Raw genomic sequence first — 15,877 nt, 5'->3', positions numbered from 1 at the left:
TCCGACCTGGGTCCAGGGAGAGCTCCGCAGCAGACCTTCGAGGCGCGGCTCACGCAAGCGCGCGTTCGACGCAGGCGATGAAGTCCTCACTGTCAAACGGTTTGCGCAGGAGACAGGCCGGATTGCAGGCCTTCGCGCGCTCCATCACCGATGCGTCCGTCTTCGCGGTGATGATGATGACGGGCACCGAGGAGCCTCGCGCGTCGAGCTCCCGCTTGAGGTCGATGCCGCTCATTCCCTGCATCTGGATGTCGGTGATGATGAGGTGCGTGCGCGCCAGCTCACCTGACTCCAGGAAGGCCTCCGCGCTGTCGAACGCCAGCGCCTTCCAGCCACAGGAGCGCAGCAGGCTGACCACCGCGGTGCGCACCGATGCGTCGTCGTCGACGACGGAGATGAGGGAGTCGGGCGACATGGCTCGGGCCTAGGGCTTCCGCGCCTGAGGTGCGGGGGGAGGCGGCGTCCTGGGCAGCTTCAGCGCCTCGGCCATGCGCACCAGGTCCGCCAGCGAGTCCGCCTTCATCTTCCGCATCGCGGAGCCCCGGTGGATCTTGACGGTGATTTCCCGCAGGTTCAGCTCGCCGGCCACCTGCTTGTTGAGCAGTCCGGCCGTCACCAGCGTCATCACCTGTTGCTCACGCGGAGTCAGGCTCGCGAAGCACCTCCTCACGTCCGCCAGGTCCTCGCGCTGGGCGCGCTGCCGGCGGTGACGCTCCACCGCCAACGCCACGGCATCCAGCAGGTCCTGCTCGCGGAAGGGCTTGGGCAGGAAGTCCACGGCTCCCGCCTTCATCGCCCGCACCGACATGGGGATGTCCCCGTGGCCGGTCATCATGATGACCGGCAGGTCGATGCCCAACGACTCGAGCTGGTCCTGGAACACGAGGCCGCTCATCCCCGGCAGCCGGACATCGAGCAGCAGACATCCGGGAGCATCTTCCCGCTTCGCGTCCAGGAACGCGCGGACCGCGTCATGGGCCTGGGCCTTCATCCCGACCGAGCGGAACAGCGACTGCAACGCCGTCCGCAGGGAGGTGTCGTCGTCGATGATGTGGATGACGGCGTCCTCGCCCATGGGAGGAACTTGTCATGGCGGCGAACGGAGCCGCAATCATACGTGAGTATAGGGCTCAGCCTCCCACCATCTTCAGGAAGCGCCGCTGCATCTCCTCCGGAGACACCTCCTCGATGCGCTTGGAGAGCGACCAGCGGTGGCCGAACGGGTCCTGGATGTGGGCCACGCGGTCTCCGTAGAACTCGTCGGTGATGGGACGCTCCAGCACGGCCCCGGCGGCGATGGCGCGTTGGGCCATCCCGTCCACGTCGTCGACCGAGAGGTTGAGCAGGCTGGTCGCCCCTCCCCGGCTCTGAGGACCGACGATTCCGTACTCGGGATACTCGTCCGCGATGGACAGCACCACTCCGCCCAGGAGCAGCTCGGCATGGCCCAGGCGTCCGGAGGGCTCCACCAGCCGCATCCGCTCCTCCGCGCCGAAGACCTGCGAATAGAACGTGAGCGCGGCGGTCGCGTTCTTCATCACCAACTGAATGCCCAGCCGAGGCTGAGGGGACACGTCCTGCTTCTTGGCTGCCGTGGGGTCTGGCTTCATCACGAACCTCCTGGTTCAAGCGTGGATACCCGCAGTCTGCCCATGGTGCGTGCCCGGGGATTGGAAGAAATGCACCAGGCGATGTGACACCGATTTGATGTGACACCTGTTTTCTGGAGGCCGGCCTGAACCGCCCCCCGCAGGACATGCGAGCCCGCTCCGCCCCACTCCGAGGATGGGTGGCGCACTGTGCACCCCTCCGCGCCCATCTCCATTCATTCACTACCACCGACCTGGATACCCCAGGCGAGGCACAGGAGGCCAACGGCATGCAGACTGGAACCGTGAAGTTCTACAACGAGACCAAGGGGTTCGGCTTCATCACGCCGGATGAAGGAGGCTCGGATGTGTTCGTGCACGTCTCCGGCCTCGACCCGCCCACGAACGGAACGCTCCGTGAGAACGACAAGGTCGAGTTCGAGGTGAAGACGGAGCGGAAGGGCAAGATGGAGGCGAACGTCAGGCACATCTAGGCGGTGTCGCCCTTCGCAGGAGCAGTTCCGCGGCCGAGGGAAACCCCACCCTCGGCCCTCGGAGGCCGTCGTGCTCCGCACCAAGAGCAGGGCATGAGGATTCTGAGGAACCCACCCTCCCGAGGAGCGCCCGAAGGGAGGCTGTTCGACTTCACCGGGCGACTCGGCGCCGCTCCTGGTGGGCCTCCTTCCTCGTGCTGGTGCTGCGAACGCGAGTGCGAATGCGCCAGGGATGAGGAAGCCGTGATGACTCCGTGATGCGGCGACAACGCCTCACGGAGTCTTCTGTCCCAGTCCGCTGCGGAGCCGCGCGTCCCTGGCGGCCCACCGGACCGGACTCCCCTCTCCAAGAGGTCATCATGTCGTTTCCTCGAATGGATACACGAGGCCTCGCCTGGCTCGCCCTGACTCTTGGCCTCATGGGTGTGAGTCCCGCCTGGGCGGACTCGAGCATGGACTTCGACAGGTCGCTCTCCCTCCAGGAAGACACGGGACATGACTTCAGCGTGCAGGATCTCCACGGAGAGGAGGGCTACGTCTACGCGACGTGCGGGCTCGCCCTGGAACTGAACGAGCTCATGGCGATTGATCGCATCGAAGTGCTCGAGGAGGACGGCTCGTGCGAGCTTCAGCTGGAGAGCACGAGCGCGGAGGCCGGCACGCTGAAGTACTCCCTGGTGGAGCTGCCTCGCCATGGCCGGCTCTCGGGCACGGCCCCCTTTCTCGTCTACACGCCCCACCCCGACTTTCACGGTGAGGACCACTTCACCTTTCGCGTGAGTGATGGGGAGACAGAGTCGAACTCCGCCGCGGTGCTCCTCACGGTGAGGCCGGTCAACGATGCCCCCGTGGCCATGTCTCGCGAGGCCGACGTGTCCGAGGGGGCAGTGCTCAAACTGGAGCTGGAAGGCAGGGACGTGGAGGAAGACACCCTCACCTTCGAGCTGCTCGAGGGCCCCTCGCAAGGAACACTCAACCTTCAAGGGCCCCACGTCGAGTACCAGCCGCGAGCAGGCGCCTCACGCGAGGACTCCTTCACGTTCGCGGTGAGCGATGGCGAGCACACCACCTGCGCGACGGTGACGTTGAACATCCTGCCCGTGAAGCATGCGCCCATCGCACGCGACACGCGGCTCAAGATGAAGGCGGGCGAGCGCCGCTCCTTCGTACTCGACGCCCGGGACGCGAACCTGGACGCACTGGCCTACGCGGTGAGCACCCGCCCCCGCTCGGGCGAGCTGTCCGGCGAGGCGCCCGCACTGACCTACCAGGCGGAGCCAGACTTCGAGGGTGAGGTGTCATTCACCTTCACCGTCACCGACGTCACGGGGCTGACTTCAACAGGCACCGTGAGCATCCAGGTCGAGAAAGCAGACATGCCGGTCAGCGCCCCCGGGCTCCAGATTGGAGCTTTCCACTGCGGCGCCGCTCCGGGCTCCGTGACGCCGCTGCTCATGATGCTCGTGGCGCTGTGCTTGCTTGCACGACGCTCACCGCATCTCGCTTGTTCGAAGGCCACCCTGCTCCGCCCCCAGCAGGGCATGCGGTCCAGGGAACGCTCCGCTCCAGGCCAGGATGGCTTTACCTCCACCGTTCCTAGCTTCACTACCACCGACCTGGATGTCCCCAGGCGTGGTCACAAGGACAGCAGCATGAAGACGGGAATCGTGAAGTGGTTCAACGACGCAAAGGGCTTTGGCTTCATCACTCCGGATGACGGAGGCGAGGATGTCTTCGCCCATCACTCCGCCATCAACGCGGACGGCTTCAGGTCGCTCGCGGAGAACCAGCGGGTCGAATTCGAAGTCACGAAGGGGCCCAAGGGGCTGAACGCGCAGAACATCCGGCCGCTCTCCTAGGCAGCCCGCAACGAACGAGGCAGCGCCGCGGGCGGGAGAAACAGTCCTGCCCTCGGCTGCTCCGTCCCCTAACGCGCGGCGCTCTTGATGACGGGCAGCTTGGGCGCCCGGCCATAGAGCAGCTGGTAGGTGTTGTACGAGCGCAGCACGCGCTTGATGTAGCCGCGCGTCTCGGAGATGGGGATCTCCTCCACCCACGCGTCCAGCGGCAGGTCCGGCTTGTCCGCGCGCCAGCGATTCACCGCGCCCGGGCCCGCGTTGTAGCTGCCCACCGCGTACGGTGTGTGTCCGCCGAACTTCTTCAAGAGCCCACCCAGGTAGTGCGCCCCGAAGCGGATGTTGAGGTCCGGCTGGAGCAGCTGGTCCACCGTGAAGCGCTTGAGCTTCAGCTCCCGGGCCACGCCCTTCGCGGTGGAGGGCATGAGCTGGGTGAGGCCCAGCGCTCCGGCCCAGGACAGCGCCTTCGGGTCCAACGCGCTCTCCTCGCGCATCAGCGCCTGGAGCAGGTCCGCCTCCACGCCCGACACGGCCGTGTGCTTCTCGATGAGGTCTCGGAACGCGTTGGGATAGGCCACTTCCCACACCACGCGCGTCTCGCGGGTGATGCGGCCACTCAAGTCCTTGCGCAGCACCAGCCGGGCCACGGCGTGGGCCGCGCGCTCGTCACCGGCCTCGTGCAGCACCAGCACCAGCAGGCGCACGGCCTCCGCGGGCTGGTTCGTCCGGTTCACCGCGAGCAGCTCCGACGACACCGCCTCCGGGAAGCCGAGCCGCAAGAGCTCGATGCCCGCGCGGAAATGCGGGTCGTCGCCCACCGGCCCCGCGAACAGCGGCCACGGGCTGGCGGCTTCGGGCACCGCGAAGATGTCCGGGGAGATGCGCTCCAGCCGCGCCGGGTCCACCGTCGTCAACTGCGAGCGCGCCATCAGCCCGTAGTACGTCGCGGGGTGCTCCACGGCGACCTTCTCGAACAGCTCCGCCGCGCCCTGGATGTTGCCCTGTTCCTGGAACGTCCGCGCCCGCCAGTACCGCGCGCGCTCCACATCGTAGCTCTCGTCCGCCTGCGCGAAGCGCTGTTCGATTCGGTCCAGGAAGGACAGGCCCGCGTCCTCCGCCTTGCTCGTGCGAGCAATCCAGTACGCCTTGAAGAGCGCCTCGCCCAGGAAGTCGCCCTGCGGGTACAGCTTCGACAGCTCGTCCAGCCGGGCCATCGCCTCCTTGGGGCGGCCCGTCTTCACGTACAGGTCCGCCGCGTAGAACAGCGCGTCGTCCGCGAAGCTGTGGTCCGGGAACTCGCGCGCCAGCCGCTCGTACGTGTCCGTCCCGCGCGCCGAGTCGACAATCGAGCGCGACGAGCCCAGCACGTACAGCGCCCGCGCGAGCAGGTCGCGGTCCTCACACTTCTCCGCCACCTGCGAGAGAATCTGGATGGCGCGCGTGTGCTCGCGCTCCTTGCGCAGGCCCTTGCCGTAGGCGAAGTGCGCGCGGCACGCGAGCGGCTCCGGCAGCTTCAGCTGCGCCAGCATCGGCTCCAGCTGCGTCAGGCCCTGCTTGTTGCGGTGCAGCTCCACCAGCGCCTCGCCGCGAGCGACCTTCGCCTCCAGGGGCGCTGTCTGTCCCTTGAGGCGCTTCTCCGCCTGCGTCGCCAGCGCGGACAGCGGATGCGCGCCCCACAGGCGCCACAGCGCGGCGCGCTCGGCGGCCTTGTCCTTCTTCTCGGCGGCGATGTCCGCGATGGCCATCAGCGCCTCGGCGCCCACGTTGCGTCCCCAGCTGGGCGCGGCGCGTGACGTGAGCGGCTCCAGCGCGGCCATGGCGCCAGCGGCGTCCTTCTTCTTGCGCAGCACGCGCGACAGCGCCAGCCGCGCGTCCACGTACAGCCGCGACTCCGGCGACACCTGCGCCAGCAGCACCGCGGCCTCATCGAAGCGGCGCAGCCCCTCCAGGGCCACGCCCGCGTGCGTCAGACACCTGTCTTGCAGCGCGGGGTAGTCCGGCGCCAGCGCGGCCAGCTCCTTCGCGGCCGTCTCGTCATCCCCGGAGCGCACCGCGGCCAGCGCGCGCAGGTAGCGCACCGGCGGGCTGTCGCCCTCGTCCTTCAAGAGCTCGCGGGCCCGGCTGTAGTGGCCCTTGTCGAAGGCCGCCCGGGCCTCCTTCTTCTTGCCCTCGCCGAAGTACGGCGCCAGGTCCTCCAGCGCGTAGCGACGGCCCCGGTGGACGACGGGCGCGGGCGGCGCGGCGTTGGGGAAGGCCGGATTGAGGACCTCCACGAACCCCTCGGGCTGCTGCGTCTTCTCCGCGTCAGGACGCGGCGAGAGCTGGGCCTCGGAAGGGGCGTTCTCCGTATGGGACGAGGGCGCCTCCGTCACGGCGGGCGTCTCCGTCACGGCGGGGGCCTCCGTCGCGGTGGGCGTGGGGACCTGGGGTGCGGGAGCCTGCGCGGACAACAGGAGCGCGGAGGCGACGACGGCGAGCTTGGGCAGGAAGGGCTTCATACGCGGGGCTGGGGACCCTGGGAGGTGGGCGCGGGCTCGCCCCATGACAACCGGGAGTGCATGGAAAATTTCCGGAGATGGACACAGGTTAGACTGTCCGCAAGCCCATGGACATCCGGACTCAGAGCGCTCTGCTGGCATCCATCATCGGCCTGGCGCTGGGCGTGTCCATGTTGTTGCGCCCGGCCCGGCCGAAGGTCCTCACCCTGTACTCCGTCTTCGCCCTGACGGTGGCCGGGTACTACCTCTCGTTCTTCTTCCACAGCCTCTTTCCCGCGGCGACCTACCCCTGGGCAGCGCGCATCACCCTGGGCATCACCGTGCTCGTCGCCTCCCTCGTACCGGGCGCGGCCGTGGGCTTCTTCCTCGAGTTCTTGGATGTCAGCAAGGGAACACACCAGGTCGGCCGCCGGCTCGCCCTCCTGTCGGTCTTCCTGGGCCTGGCCGTGGCCGTCACCCCCCTGGCCGACAAGGTGTGGGCTCGCGTGGCCATGGGCGTCTGGGTGCTCGGCTCCCTGCTCGCTTCGGTGTCGTTGCTGCTCCACCGGGTCAGGACGAACGAGTCCCGCATCGAGCAGCTGAGGCTGATGTACCTGGCCATCGGCGCGGGCGCGGGCATCCTCTTCTCGGCGCTCGACTTCCTGGGCACCGTCATCCCGCTGCCGACGCTCGGGCCCGTCTTCACCACGCTGTACCTGTTCTTCCTCGCGCAGACGCTCTTGCGGCTGCGGCTGATGGACCTGCACGAGCTGCTGGGGAAGATTGCCTCGCAGACGGTGCTCGCGGTCATCCTCGCCGCCGTCTTCACGGTGCTGACGGCGTGGGTGGACGAGGACACGGGGCTGTTCGTCTTCAACACGGTGGTGGCGGCCTTCGTCATCCTCATCCTGTTGGACCCGCTGCGCGCGAAGGTGGAGGAGATGGTGGTGCGCATCTTCTTCCGCGAGCGCTTCGCGCTGCTCGACGCGTTGGGGATGCTGCGCGCGAGGATGGCGAACGTCATCGACATCTCGGAGCTGGCGCGGCTGGTGTTGGACACGCTCCACGAGACGGGCCGGGTGACGCACGCGTCGGTGTACCTGCTCGCGGAGGACCGGCCGGGGTATCGGCTGCTGGACTCGCGGGGGCCGTTGCCGGCGTCGTTCCTGGACACGGCGGCGGCGCGCGGCCTGTTGTTCGCGGTGGCCAGCGGACAGAAGGCGGTGCTGCTGGAGAACGTGGAGCGGCGCGGCGCGACGATGCGGCTGCAGTCCGTGGAGGGACGGCGCTACCGCGACGAGCTGAAGCGGCTGAACGACACGCGCGCCGCGCTGGTGCAGATGAAGGCCGGAATCACGGTGCCGATGGTGGGCAATGACCGGGTCATCGGCTTCCTGAACCTCTGGGACGAGCGGGTGCCGGAGGCATACGCGTCCGACGAAATCGCCCTCATCCTGGAGGTGGCGGAGAAGCTGGCGACGGTGCTGGAGAACTCGAAGCTCTACGAGAAGATTCGAGAGAGAGACCGACTGGCGGCGCTGGGTGAGATGGCGGCGGGCCTCGCGCACGAGATTCGCAACCCGCTAGGAGCCATCAAGGGCGCGGCGCAGTGCCTGGACCCCAGGCGGCTGCCGGGCGAGGACGGCGAGTTCCTGGAGGTCATCGTCGAGGAGGTCAACCGCCTCAACGGCGTGGTGACGGCGTTCCTCGACTACGCGCGGCCGATGAAGCAGAGCTTCGGGCCCACGGACCTGAACGAGGTGGTGACGCGGACCATGCGCCTCATCCAGAACGACGTGCCCGCCAACGTCCAGCTCGCGGTGGAGCTGGACCTGCTGCTGCCCCGCGCGGATGGAGACGCCGAGCAGCTCAAGCAGGTGCTCATCAACCTGGTGCAGAACGCGGTGCAGGCGCTGGACACGCGCGAGGGCCGAATCACCGTGCGCACGGAGAAGCCGGAGCGCTTCGGTGAGTTCCGCAACGCGGGGGGCGAGGTGCTGGAGGTGCGAGTCTCCGACAACGGGCCGGGCATCCCTACGGACCAGCAGCCGCACATCTTCGTGCCCTTCTTCACGACGAAGCAGAAGGGCACGGGGCTGGGCCTCGCCATCTGTCAGCGCATCGTGAAGAACCATGGCGGCAGCATCTCCGTGCAGAGCAAGGCGAGCGAGGGCACCACGTTCATCATCCGCCTGCCGGCGCTGCCGGCGGAGAAGCCCGCGGAGGGGCTCCTCGCGGAGGGCACGGGCACACCGCCGCCCGCGACGCGCATCTCCCAGTCGTTCCCCGTGCCGGAGGAGCTGCGCGAGCCCCCTGCCCCGTCGGCCCCCGAGCCCAAGCCCAAGCGCGAGCGGCGGCGACGAGCAAGCTGAGTGGGATTGGCGCTAGGCTGTCTGCCCATGAGCGCCTGCCCCTTCTGCCACAAGACGATGCGGCCCACCTTCCTGGGAGGATTGCCCCGCGAGGAGTGTGGCCACTGCGGCTCCGTCTGGTTCGAGGGCGAGGCGCTGGCGAAGGTGATGGGCGGTTCAATCTCCGATGCGTTGATGCGCCGCGCGAAGGGACACGCGGGCATGTGCAAGGGCTGTCAGGCGAAGCTCCAGTACGTCCCGGAGTGTCCGAGCTGCGGAACCGCCGCGCCCAGCTGTCCCCGGTGCGGCCAGGCCCCGCTGCCCGTGGTGCAGGTGCTGGGTGTCACGGTGGAGGTGTGCTCGGACTGCGCGGGCGTGGCTTTGGACCCGGGTGAGCTGCAGCAGCTCCAGCAGGCGGCGGAGCAGCACCGCAACGAGCCCCTGGACGTGCGCCCCAAGCTCAAGATGGGGCGCACGACGTCCTGCACGGAGTGCAAGCGCGAGGTGAAGCCCCGCTACGGCTTCGTCTATGAAGAGGCGCTGTACTGCGGAAGCTGCGCGCCCGAGGGCTCCGCGCCCTTCACGGAGGAGCTGACGAAGGCGGCCCCCTCCTCCGAGCTGGATACCCCGCATGCCTCTGGCTACACCGGGGCGATGACGGCGCAATACACGGGCGACGCCACCGGCTCCGCGCTGATGTGGCTGTTCAAGCGCGTGTTCGGACAGTGAGCTGAGCTGAAGCACGCCGAGGCCACGCGAAGCCCACGGCTCGCGCGGTCATGCGAGCAGGGACCTGGCGTCCAACTCAGTTCAACGTCGCGGTCGCCTGAGCCAGCTTCTCCTGCGCGGCTTCCCACCGGGCATAGAGGTCTTCCAGCGTGTCCTTGCCCTCGCGGTGCGCCTCCATCAGCGGCTTGGCCCGAGCGAAGTCGTTGTAGAGGACCGGGTCGGCGAGCTGCGCCTCGCGCTCCTTCTGCGCGGTCTCCACCTTGGCGATCTGCTCCTCCAGCTTGGAGATCTCCTTCTTGAGCGGACCCTCCACCACGCTGCGCCGCTGGCGCGCCTCGGCCTCCTGCCGCTTGCGGTCCTTCTCCGTCAACGCAACGGAGGACGCATTGTCGGCCCGGGCCACGCCACCCGCCGCGGCCTCCGCCTTCAGTCGCTGCTGCTCCTGGTGGTACAGGTAGTCGTCCAGGTTGCCCGGGTGCGGCGTCAGCTTCCCGTCCGCCACCTCCCACACCTGGGTGCACAGCCCGTTGATGAAGCTGCGGCTGTGGCTGACGAACAGCAGCGTGCCGCCATACAGCTTCAGCGCTTCAATCAACATCTCCGCCGAGTCCAGGTCCAGGTGGTTGGTGGGCTCGTCCATCAGCAGGAAGTTGGAGGGCACCAGCAGCAGCTTGGCCAATGCCACGCGGGCGCGCTCACCACCGCTGAGCACGCCAATGGGCTTCTCCACGTCGTCGCCGCTGAAGAGGAAGGCGCCGAGCACGCCGCGCACGTAGCTCTCCGGCTTGTCCGCCGCGAGCGGGCGCACCTCTTCGATGATGGTGTTCTGCCGGTCCAGCTTGTCCGCGTGGTGCTGCGCGTAATAGCCCACCACCACGTTGTGGCCGATGGTCACCGTGCCGGAGTCCGGCACCAGCTCCCCCGCCACCATTCGCAGGAGCGTCGTCTTGCCCGCGCCGTTGGCGCCCACCACGGCGATGCGCTGGCCGCGCTCCACCCGGCCCGTGAGTCCGTCGTACACCGTCTGCGCGCCGTAGCGCTTGGTGATGCGCTCCAGCGACACCACGTCGCGCCCGCTCCGCTCCACTTCCGGGAAGCGGAACTTCATCGTGGAGCGCTCCTCCAGGACCTGCACCTTCTCCAGCTTCTCCAACATCTTCGCGCGGCTCTGCGCCTGCTTCGCCTTGGTGGCCTTCGCGCCGAAGCGGTCGATGAAGCCCTGCAGCTCCGCGCGCCGGTTCTCCACCTTCTCCGCCCGGGCCTGGAGCAGCACCTTCTCCTCGGCGCGCAGCCGCTTGTAGTCGTCGTAGTTGCCGGCGTACTCGCGCACGCCCTCCAGCTCCAGCGACACCACGCGGTTGATCTGCCGGTTGAGGAAGTCCCTGTCGTGCGAGATGAGCACCAGGGCCTTGTTGGAGCGCCGCAGGAAGCCGTCGAACCATGCCAGCGTGGGCACGTCCAGGTGGTTGGTGGGCTCGTCGAGGAGCAACAAGTCAGGGTCCTGGAGCAGCAGACCCGCCAGGGCCGCGCGCATCCGCCAGCCGCCCGAGAGGGCCGAGGTGGGCTTCGCCAGGTCGTTGTCCTTGAAGCCCAGGCCCTTGAGGATGCGCTCGGCGTGGTGCCGGCCGAAGCGGTTCTCGAAGTCGTCCAGCTCCGCGTGCAGGTCCGCCAGGGACTGGGCCAACTCGAGCAGGTCTTCCTCGTCGGTGGCCGCCGCCAGGGCCTCCTCGGTCTCCTTGAGCCGGGACTCCAGGGTGTCGCGCCCCGGGACGGTGCTCATCACCGCCTCCACCACCGTGCCCTCCGGCAGCCCGGCGATCTCCTGGGGCAGGTACCCCCATCGGGCCCGCCGCCGGTAGGTCAAGGTCCCCGAGTCCGGCTGGGCGACGCCGGCCAGGATCTTCATCAGGGTGCTCTTCCCCGTCCCGTTGGCCCCGACGAGGCCTACACGGTCCTTGGGGCCGAGGGTGAAGCTGTCGCTGTCGAAGAGGACCTTCTTTCCATAGGAGAGGCTGAGGTCCTGGGCGATGACGAGGCTCATGGCGGGCGGGGATGTAACAGCCCTGGGGCCCTCGGGAAATGGCTCAGATGCCTGCCTGGAGACCTTGGGGGCCAACGTCCCCTTTCCGGACCCGGCCGGGGCCTGCCTATACTCCGGCCCCACATGGCTGCCCCCTGTCCCCATTGCGGAAGCACCGACGGCGTCGACCACCTCTGCTCAGGCCAGAGCCTCCAGCTCATCGGCCAGGTGCTCGATGGCCGCTACAAGATTGAGAGCGTGCTCGGCCAGGGCGGCATGGGCATGGTGTTCCGCGCCACGCAGACCTCGGTGCAGCGCCCCGTCGCGGTGAAGACGCTCAACCCGTCGCTCGCCGCCGCGCCCCAGTTCTTCGAGCGCTTCCGCCGCGAGGCGGAGATCGCCAGCCGCCTGCGCCACCCGAACGTCATCACCATCTTCGACTTCGGCCGCGCGCCCGACGGCACCTGCTACTACGTGATGGAGCTGCTCCAGGGCGAAAGCCTCAAGGAGGTCGTGAAGCGCGAGGGGCCCATGTCCCTGCGCCGCGCCACCAGCCTCATCGAGCAGGCCACGCAAGGGCTCGCGCACGCGCACCAGGAGGGCTGCGTCCACCGAGACCTCAAGCCGCACAACATCATGGTGCAGGACCTGGGCGGCCGGGACTTCGTCAAGGTGCTGGACTTCGGCCTCGTCAAGGCGCTCGAGGCCGAGGAGGAGGAGCAGCTCACCTCCACGGGCCAGGTGCTCGGCACGCCGCAGTACATGCCTCCGGAGCAGGCCGGCGGCGAGGCGGTGGACCAGCGCTCCGACCTGTACTCCATGGCGGGCGTGCTCTACTTCTGCCTCACGGGCAGCTCGCCGTTTGGCGCGAACACCGTGCGCAAGGCGCTCACCGCGTCGCTCACGCAGCAGGTGCCGGCCGTCAACTCCAAGCGCCAGGGCGCCCCCGTCCCCGCCGAGCTGGACGCCTTCTTCCGCAAGGCGCTGTCCCCCGAGAAGGAGGACCGGTACCAGACCGCGCAGGAGCTCATCGACGCGATGATAGAGTCGGTCGCGGACGTCAGCGCCGAGCAGTTCGACGCGATGCCCAGCGGAGGCTCCAGCTCCGGCGTCAGCGACCGTGGCAGCGGCAGTCGCGCGGGCAGTCGCGCGGGACGTCCGGGAGCAGGCAGCGGCAGTGGCGTGCGCTCCTCGCGCGCCAGCCCGTCCCCGGGCCGAGGTTCCACGCCGTCCAACGTCGTCATCGCGCGCAGTCAGGCGGGAGCACCGGGAGGAAGTGGCTCGTCCCCCAGCCGCGTCCGTCCGCCTCCTGGCCGGGCCGCGCCCACTCCTCCGCCTCCCCCTCCCGAGCCGGAGGGCATGTCCACCGGCAAGAAGATCGCGTTCGTCGCGGTGCCGCTGGTGCTGCTCGGCATCGGCGCGGCGGTGGTGTTGGGAGGAGGAGGCCAGGGCGGTTCCAAGCAGCCTGCCACCCAGGTCGTCGAGGTCCCTCGGGACAGGCCGGCGAATCCGGCGGGGACGACTGTGCCCTCGAATCCGACCGAAGCCGCGCCTCAGGCGCTTCGGGTGAAGTTCAACTCGACGCCGTCCGGGGCCGCCATCTACGAGGGCGACGAGCAGATCGGCACCACGCCGATTGAGCTGATGCTCCCGCGAGACAAGTCCCACCAGCTCAGCTTCCGGCTCGCGAACCACAAGTCCGAGGAGCGCTCGCTCAACTTCAGCCGCGTCGCTGGAGACAGCCAGACGGTGGACGTGACGCTGGAGCCCATCCGCGTCGCGGGGCCGCCCAAGCCCAAGCCGCCCCGGCCCACCAACTCCGGCCAGGACATCAGCGTCTTCGAGTAGGCGCTCGGCGGCTCCCATCCACTCGGGAGCCGCCCTTCCCCGCCCTCAGACGAGTCGCCCCAGCTTCGGGAGCACTTCACCGCTCTTGCCCTGCACGGAGTGCTGGAAGCGCCGCGAGTTCTCCGCAGGGTCCAGGTTGACGAGCCACGTCTCCCCGCCCGCGCCGCGCACCTGGTCGACCATGCCGGCCGCCGGGTAGACGGCGCCCGAGGTCCCCGCCGCCAGGAAGACGAAGCGCCCGCCGGAGCTGGCCGCGCGCAGCGAGAAGTCCTGGATGCGCTCCAGGTCCGTGGGGTCCAGGTACTCGCCGAACCAGACGATGTGCGGGCGCAGCAGGCTGCCGCAGTCCTTGCACCCGGGCACGGTGCCCTCCGCGTACACGGTGGTGTCCTCGAAGGGCGCGCGCTTGCACTCGTCGTTGCTACAACGCGTCTTGAAGAGGTTGCCGTGCATCTCCACCACGCGCTGGCTGCCCGCGCGCGAGTGCAGGCCGTCCACGTTCTGCGTGGCCAGGAGGAAGCGGTCGCCCAGGTGCCGTTCCCAGGCCACCAGCGCGTCATGGCCGGGGTTGGGCGAGACGCCAGCGGCCCCTGCCCGCCGCTGGGAGTAGAAGCGCCACACCCGCAGCGGATCCTTCGCGAAGCCCTCGGGCGAGGCCACCTGTTCCACGGGCTGGTCCTCCCAGAGCCCGTTCATTCCTCGGAAGGTCGGCACTCCGCTCTCGGCGGAGACTCCCGCGCCGGTGAGGACGAGCAGCCAGGTATTCGAATCGAGAAGGAGCGTTTCCACGGTGCCTCCTGTGCGGCGTGGGATTCAGGATATGAAGCGTGGGACGACGATGACCGCGCCGGGCCCTGACGGGTGGGTGCGGAGACCTGACTCGAGGACCCCATCATGGCTGAAATCACCCTGGACCTGCGCGCGGCCCCCAAGGCGCAGGCCTACGAGGAACTCCAGCAGCACGTGCAGGCGGCGCTCGCCGGCATGGACGACCCCATCGCCGGCATGGCGACGATGAGCTGCCTCATCCACCACGCCTTCGGCCACCTGTGGACGGGCTTCTACCGGGTGGTGACTCCGGGGAAGCTGCTCCGAGTGGGCCCCTACCAGGGCACGCTGGGGTGCCTGGAGATCAAGTTCGGCCAGGGCGTCTGCGGCACCGCCGCCGCGAAGGGTGAGACGCAGGTCGTGGCGGACGTGCATGCCTTCCCCGGGCACATCGCCTGTGACGCGCGCTCCGCGTCTGAAATCGTGGTGCCGGTGTACGGGAAGAACCGCGAACTCATCGCGGTGCTGGACATCGACTCCGCGAGCAAGAGCGCCTTCGACGAGCTGGACCGTCAGCAGCTCGAGTCGATGATGCGCTGGTTTCAACAGTAACGCGGTGTCGAAAGCCCCAAGGGCGCGGGAGGCACGAGCCGCCCGCGTCCCAGGGATGACTTTCGTCAGTCGCCGCGCGCGTAGGCCACGGCGAGCTGTCCGGCGAAGCGGGCGTTGTTCACGAGGAGCGCGAGGTTCGCCTTGAGCGTCTTGCCGCCCGTGCGCTGGCCGAGTTCACGCAGCAGGAAGGGCGTGACGTCCTTGCCCTTGATGCCCTGTCGCTCCGCTTCGGCGAGGGCGGAGGCAATCTGCAGCTCCACCTCATGGCGAGGCAGCGCGGTCTCCTCCGGCGGCGGCACGGTGTAGAGCACGCCGCCCTGCCCCAGCGTCTCGAAGCGGGCGCGGGCGATGCGGGCGGCGGTGGCCACGTCGTTGACGCTGTGCTCCAGGGTGATGCCGGAGTCACGGCTGTGGAAGGACGGCAGCTCGCGCGTGCCCACGCCGATGACGGGAACGCCCGCGGTCTCCAGGAGTTCCATCGTCTTGGGAAGGTCGAGCACGGACTTCGCGCCCGCGCACACGACGGCCACGGGGAAGCGGGCCAGCGCGGCGATATCCTGGGAGATGTCCCAGTGCTCCGACGCTCCTCGGTGCACGCCGCCGATGCCGCCCGTGGAGAAGACGCGGATGCCGGCCGCGGCGGCCAGCTCACACGTGGCGCTGACGGTGGTGCCGCCGGAGGCACGGGTGGCCACGGCGATGGCCAGGTCGCGAGAGCCGAGCTTCAGCAGGGGCTCCTTGCCCTCCGCGAGCCGGCGCAGCTCCGAGTCCTCCAGGCCGATGCAGACGACACCGTCCACCACGGCGGTGGCGGCGGGCACGGCGCCGGCGCGGCGGATGGCCTCCTCGCAGGCGCGAGCGGCGGCGAGGTTGTCCGGGTAGGGAAGCCCCTGGGCCACCACACTCGTCTCCAGGGCGACGACGGGCTGCCGCGAGTCGAGGGCACGACGCACCTCGTCCGAAAAGCGTAGGTCCATGGCGCGCGTTTAAGCCACGGCGCGGCATGGGGACAAGCCGAGCGGCGGGGAAACGTCGGCTTGCACGAAGAGTCGCCGGGCCTTATTCCCTCGCGCGCCGTGTCCAATACCGCCGCCAGTGTCCCCGCTGCGCCGCCCCGCGCCTTCTCGGCGTCC

At 68.9% G+C, this 15,877-nt stretch carries 13 protein-coding genes and 1 pseudogene; 7 read left to right on the top strand and 7 right to left on the bottom strand.

From position 1 onward, the window contains the following. Positions 1-49: 49 nt before the first annotated feature. The 3 genes from LZ199_RS30430 to LZ199_RS30420 are packed head-to-tail and all read right to left on the bottom strand — an operon-like array spanning position 50 to position 1,610. Positions 50-415, bottom strand: a complete 366-nt coding sequence (locus tag LZ199_RS30430) for a response regulator transcription factor (RefSeq protein ID WP_253997260.1) — start codon at positions 413-415, stop codon at positions 50-52. Positions 416-424: 9 nt separating this feature from the next. After that, entirely contained in the window at positions 425-1,075 is a 651-nt protein-coding gene (locus LZ199_RS30425; RefSeq protein WP_253997259.1) for a response regulator transcription factor, read from the bottom strand. A 55-nt stretch (positions 1,076-1,130) separates the two neighbouring features. Further along, the gene (locus LZ199_RS30420; protein WP_253997258.1) at positions 1,131-1,610 is read right to left on the bottom strand and encodes a VOC family protein; all 480 of its coding nucleotides are present in this window, start codon (positions 1,608-1,610) and stop codon (positions 1,131-1,133) included. Between the two features lie 269 nt (positions 1,611-1,879). Here LZ199_RS30420 and LZ199_RS30415 point away from each other — a divergent pair, with 269 nt between their 5' ends. From LZ199_RS30415 to LZ199_RS30405, 3 genes and pseudogenes are all read left to right on the top strand, one after another. Continuing rightward, positions 1,880-2,083, top strand: coding sequence for a cold-shock protein (locus LZ199_RS30415; RefSeq protein ID WP_253997257.1), 204 nt, complete (start codon positions 1,880-1,882; stop codon positions 2,081-2,083). Between the two features lie 257 nt (positions 2,084-2,340). Next, positions 2,341-3,456, top strand: a pseudogene (locus tag LZ199_RS30410) (Ig-like domain-containing protein); the annotation flags it as partial. 279 nt (positions 3,457-3,735) lie between these two features. After that, positions 3,736-3,942 carry a cold-shock protein gene (locus LZ199_RS30405; RefSeq protein WP_253997331.1) on the top strand — a complete coding sequence of 69 codons (207 nt, stop codon included), beginning with the start codon at positions 3,736-3,738 and terminating at the stop codon, positions 3,940-3,942. Positions 3,943-4,010: 68 nt separating this feature from the next. Here the strand turns inward: LZ199_RS30405 and LZ199_RS30400 are convergent, their stop codons facing one another. Then, entirely contained in the window at positions 4,011-6,437 is a 2,427-nt protein-coding gene (locus LZ199_RS30400) for a lytic transglycosylase domain-containing protein (RefSeq protein ID WP_253997256.1), read from the bottom strand. 107 nt (positions 6,438-6,544) lie between these two features. Here LZ199_RS30400 and LZ199_RS30395 point away from each other — a divergent pair, with 107 nt between their 5' ends. Then, a complete protein-coding gene (locus LZ199_RS30395) occupies positions 6,545-8,788 on the top strand; it encodes an ATP-binding protein (RefSeq protein ID WP_253997255.1) in 2,244 nt (747 codons plus the stop codon). A gap of 27 nt (positions 8,789-8,815) precedes the next feature. Then, positions 8,816-9,496, top strand: a complete 681-nt coding sequence (locus LZ199_RS30390) for a zf-TFIIB domain-containing protein (protein WP_253997254.1) — start codon at positions 8,816-8,818, stop codon at positions 9,494-9,496. A 76-nt stretch (positions 9,497-9,572) separates the two neighbouring features. Here the strand turns inward: LZ199_RS30390 and abc-f are convergent, their stop codons facing one another. Then, complete coding sequence (gene abc-f, locus LZ199_RS30385; protein ID WP_253997253.1) at positions 9,573-11,537, bottom strand: ribosomal protection-like ABC-F family protein; 1,965 nt, start codon at positions 11,535-11,537, stop codon at positions 9,573-9,575. 123 nt (positions 11,538-11,660) lie between these two features. On the opposite strand from abc-f, the gene LZ199_RS30380 reads away from it, so the two are divergent. Further along, positions 11,661-13,364, top strand: a complete 1,704-nt coding sequence (locus tag LZ199_RS30380) for a serine/threonine protein kinase (RefSeq protein WP_256569528.1) — start codon at positions 11,661-11,663, stop codon at positions 13,362-13,364. 45 nt (positions 13,365-13,409) lie between these two features. On the opposite strand, the gene LZ199_RS30375 is transcribed toward LZ199_RS30380, so the two are convergent. Beyond that, complete coding sequence (locus LZ199_RS30375; protein ID WP_253997252.1) at positions 13,410-14,153, bottom strand: SIR2 family NAD-dependent protein deacylase; 744 nt, start codon at positions 14,151-14,153, stop codon at positions 13,410-13,412. A 105-nt stretch (positions 14,154-14,258) separates the two neighbouring features. Between LZ199_RS30375 and LZ199_RS30370 the strand changes: the two genes are divergently transcribed. After that, positions 14,259-14,744, top strand: coding sequence for a GAF domain-containing protein (locus tag LZ199_RS30370; RefSeq protein WP_253997251.1), 486 nt, complete (start codon positions 14,259-14,261; stop codon positions 14,742-14,744). 65 nt (positions 14,745-14,809) lie between these two features. Here the strand turns inward: LZ199_RS30370 and LZ199_RS30365 are convergent, their stop codons facing one another. Beyond that, positions 14,810-15,721 carry a pseudouridine-5'-phosphate glycosidase gene (locus LZ199_RS30365; RefSeq protein WP_253997250.1) on the bottom strand — a complete coding sequence of 304 codons (912 nt, stop codon included), beginning with the start codon at positions 15,719-15,721 and terminating at the stop codon, positions 14,810-14,812. Between the last annotated feature and the right edge of the window lie 156 nt (positions 15,722-15,877).

This window comes from Myxococcus qinghaiensis (assembly GCF_024198215.1).
GTDB classification, from domain to species: Bacteria; Myxococcota; Myxococcia; order Myxococcales; family Myxococcaceae; genus Myxococcus; species Myxococcus qinghaiensis.
Note: the sequence above shows the minus strand (reverse complement) of the source record. Positions and strands in the feature narration are given on the sequence as shown.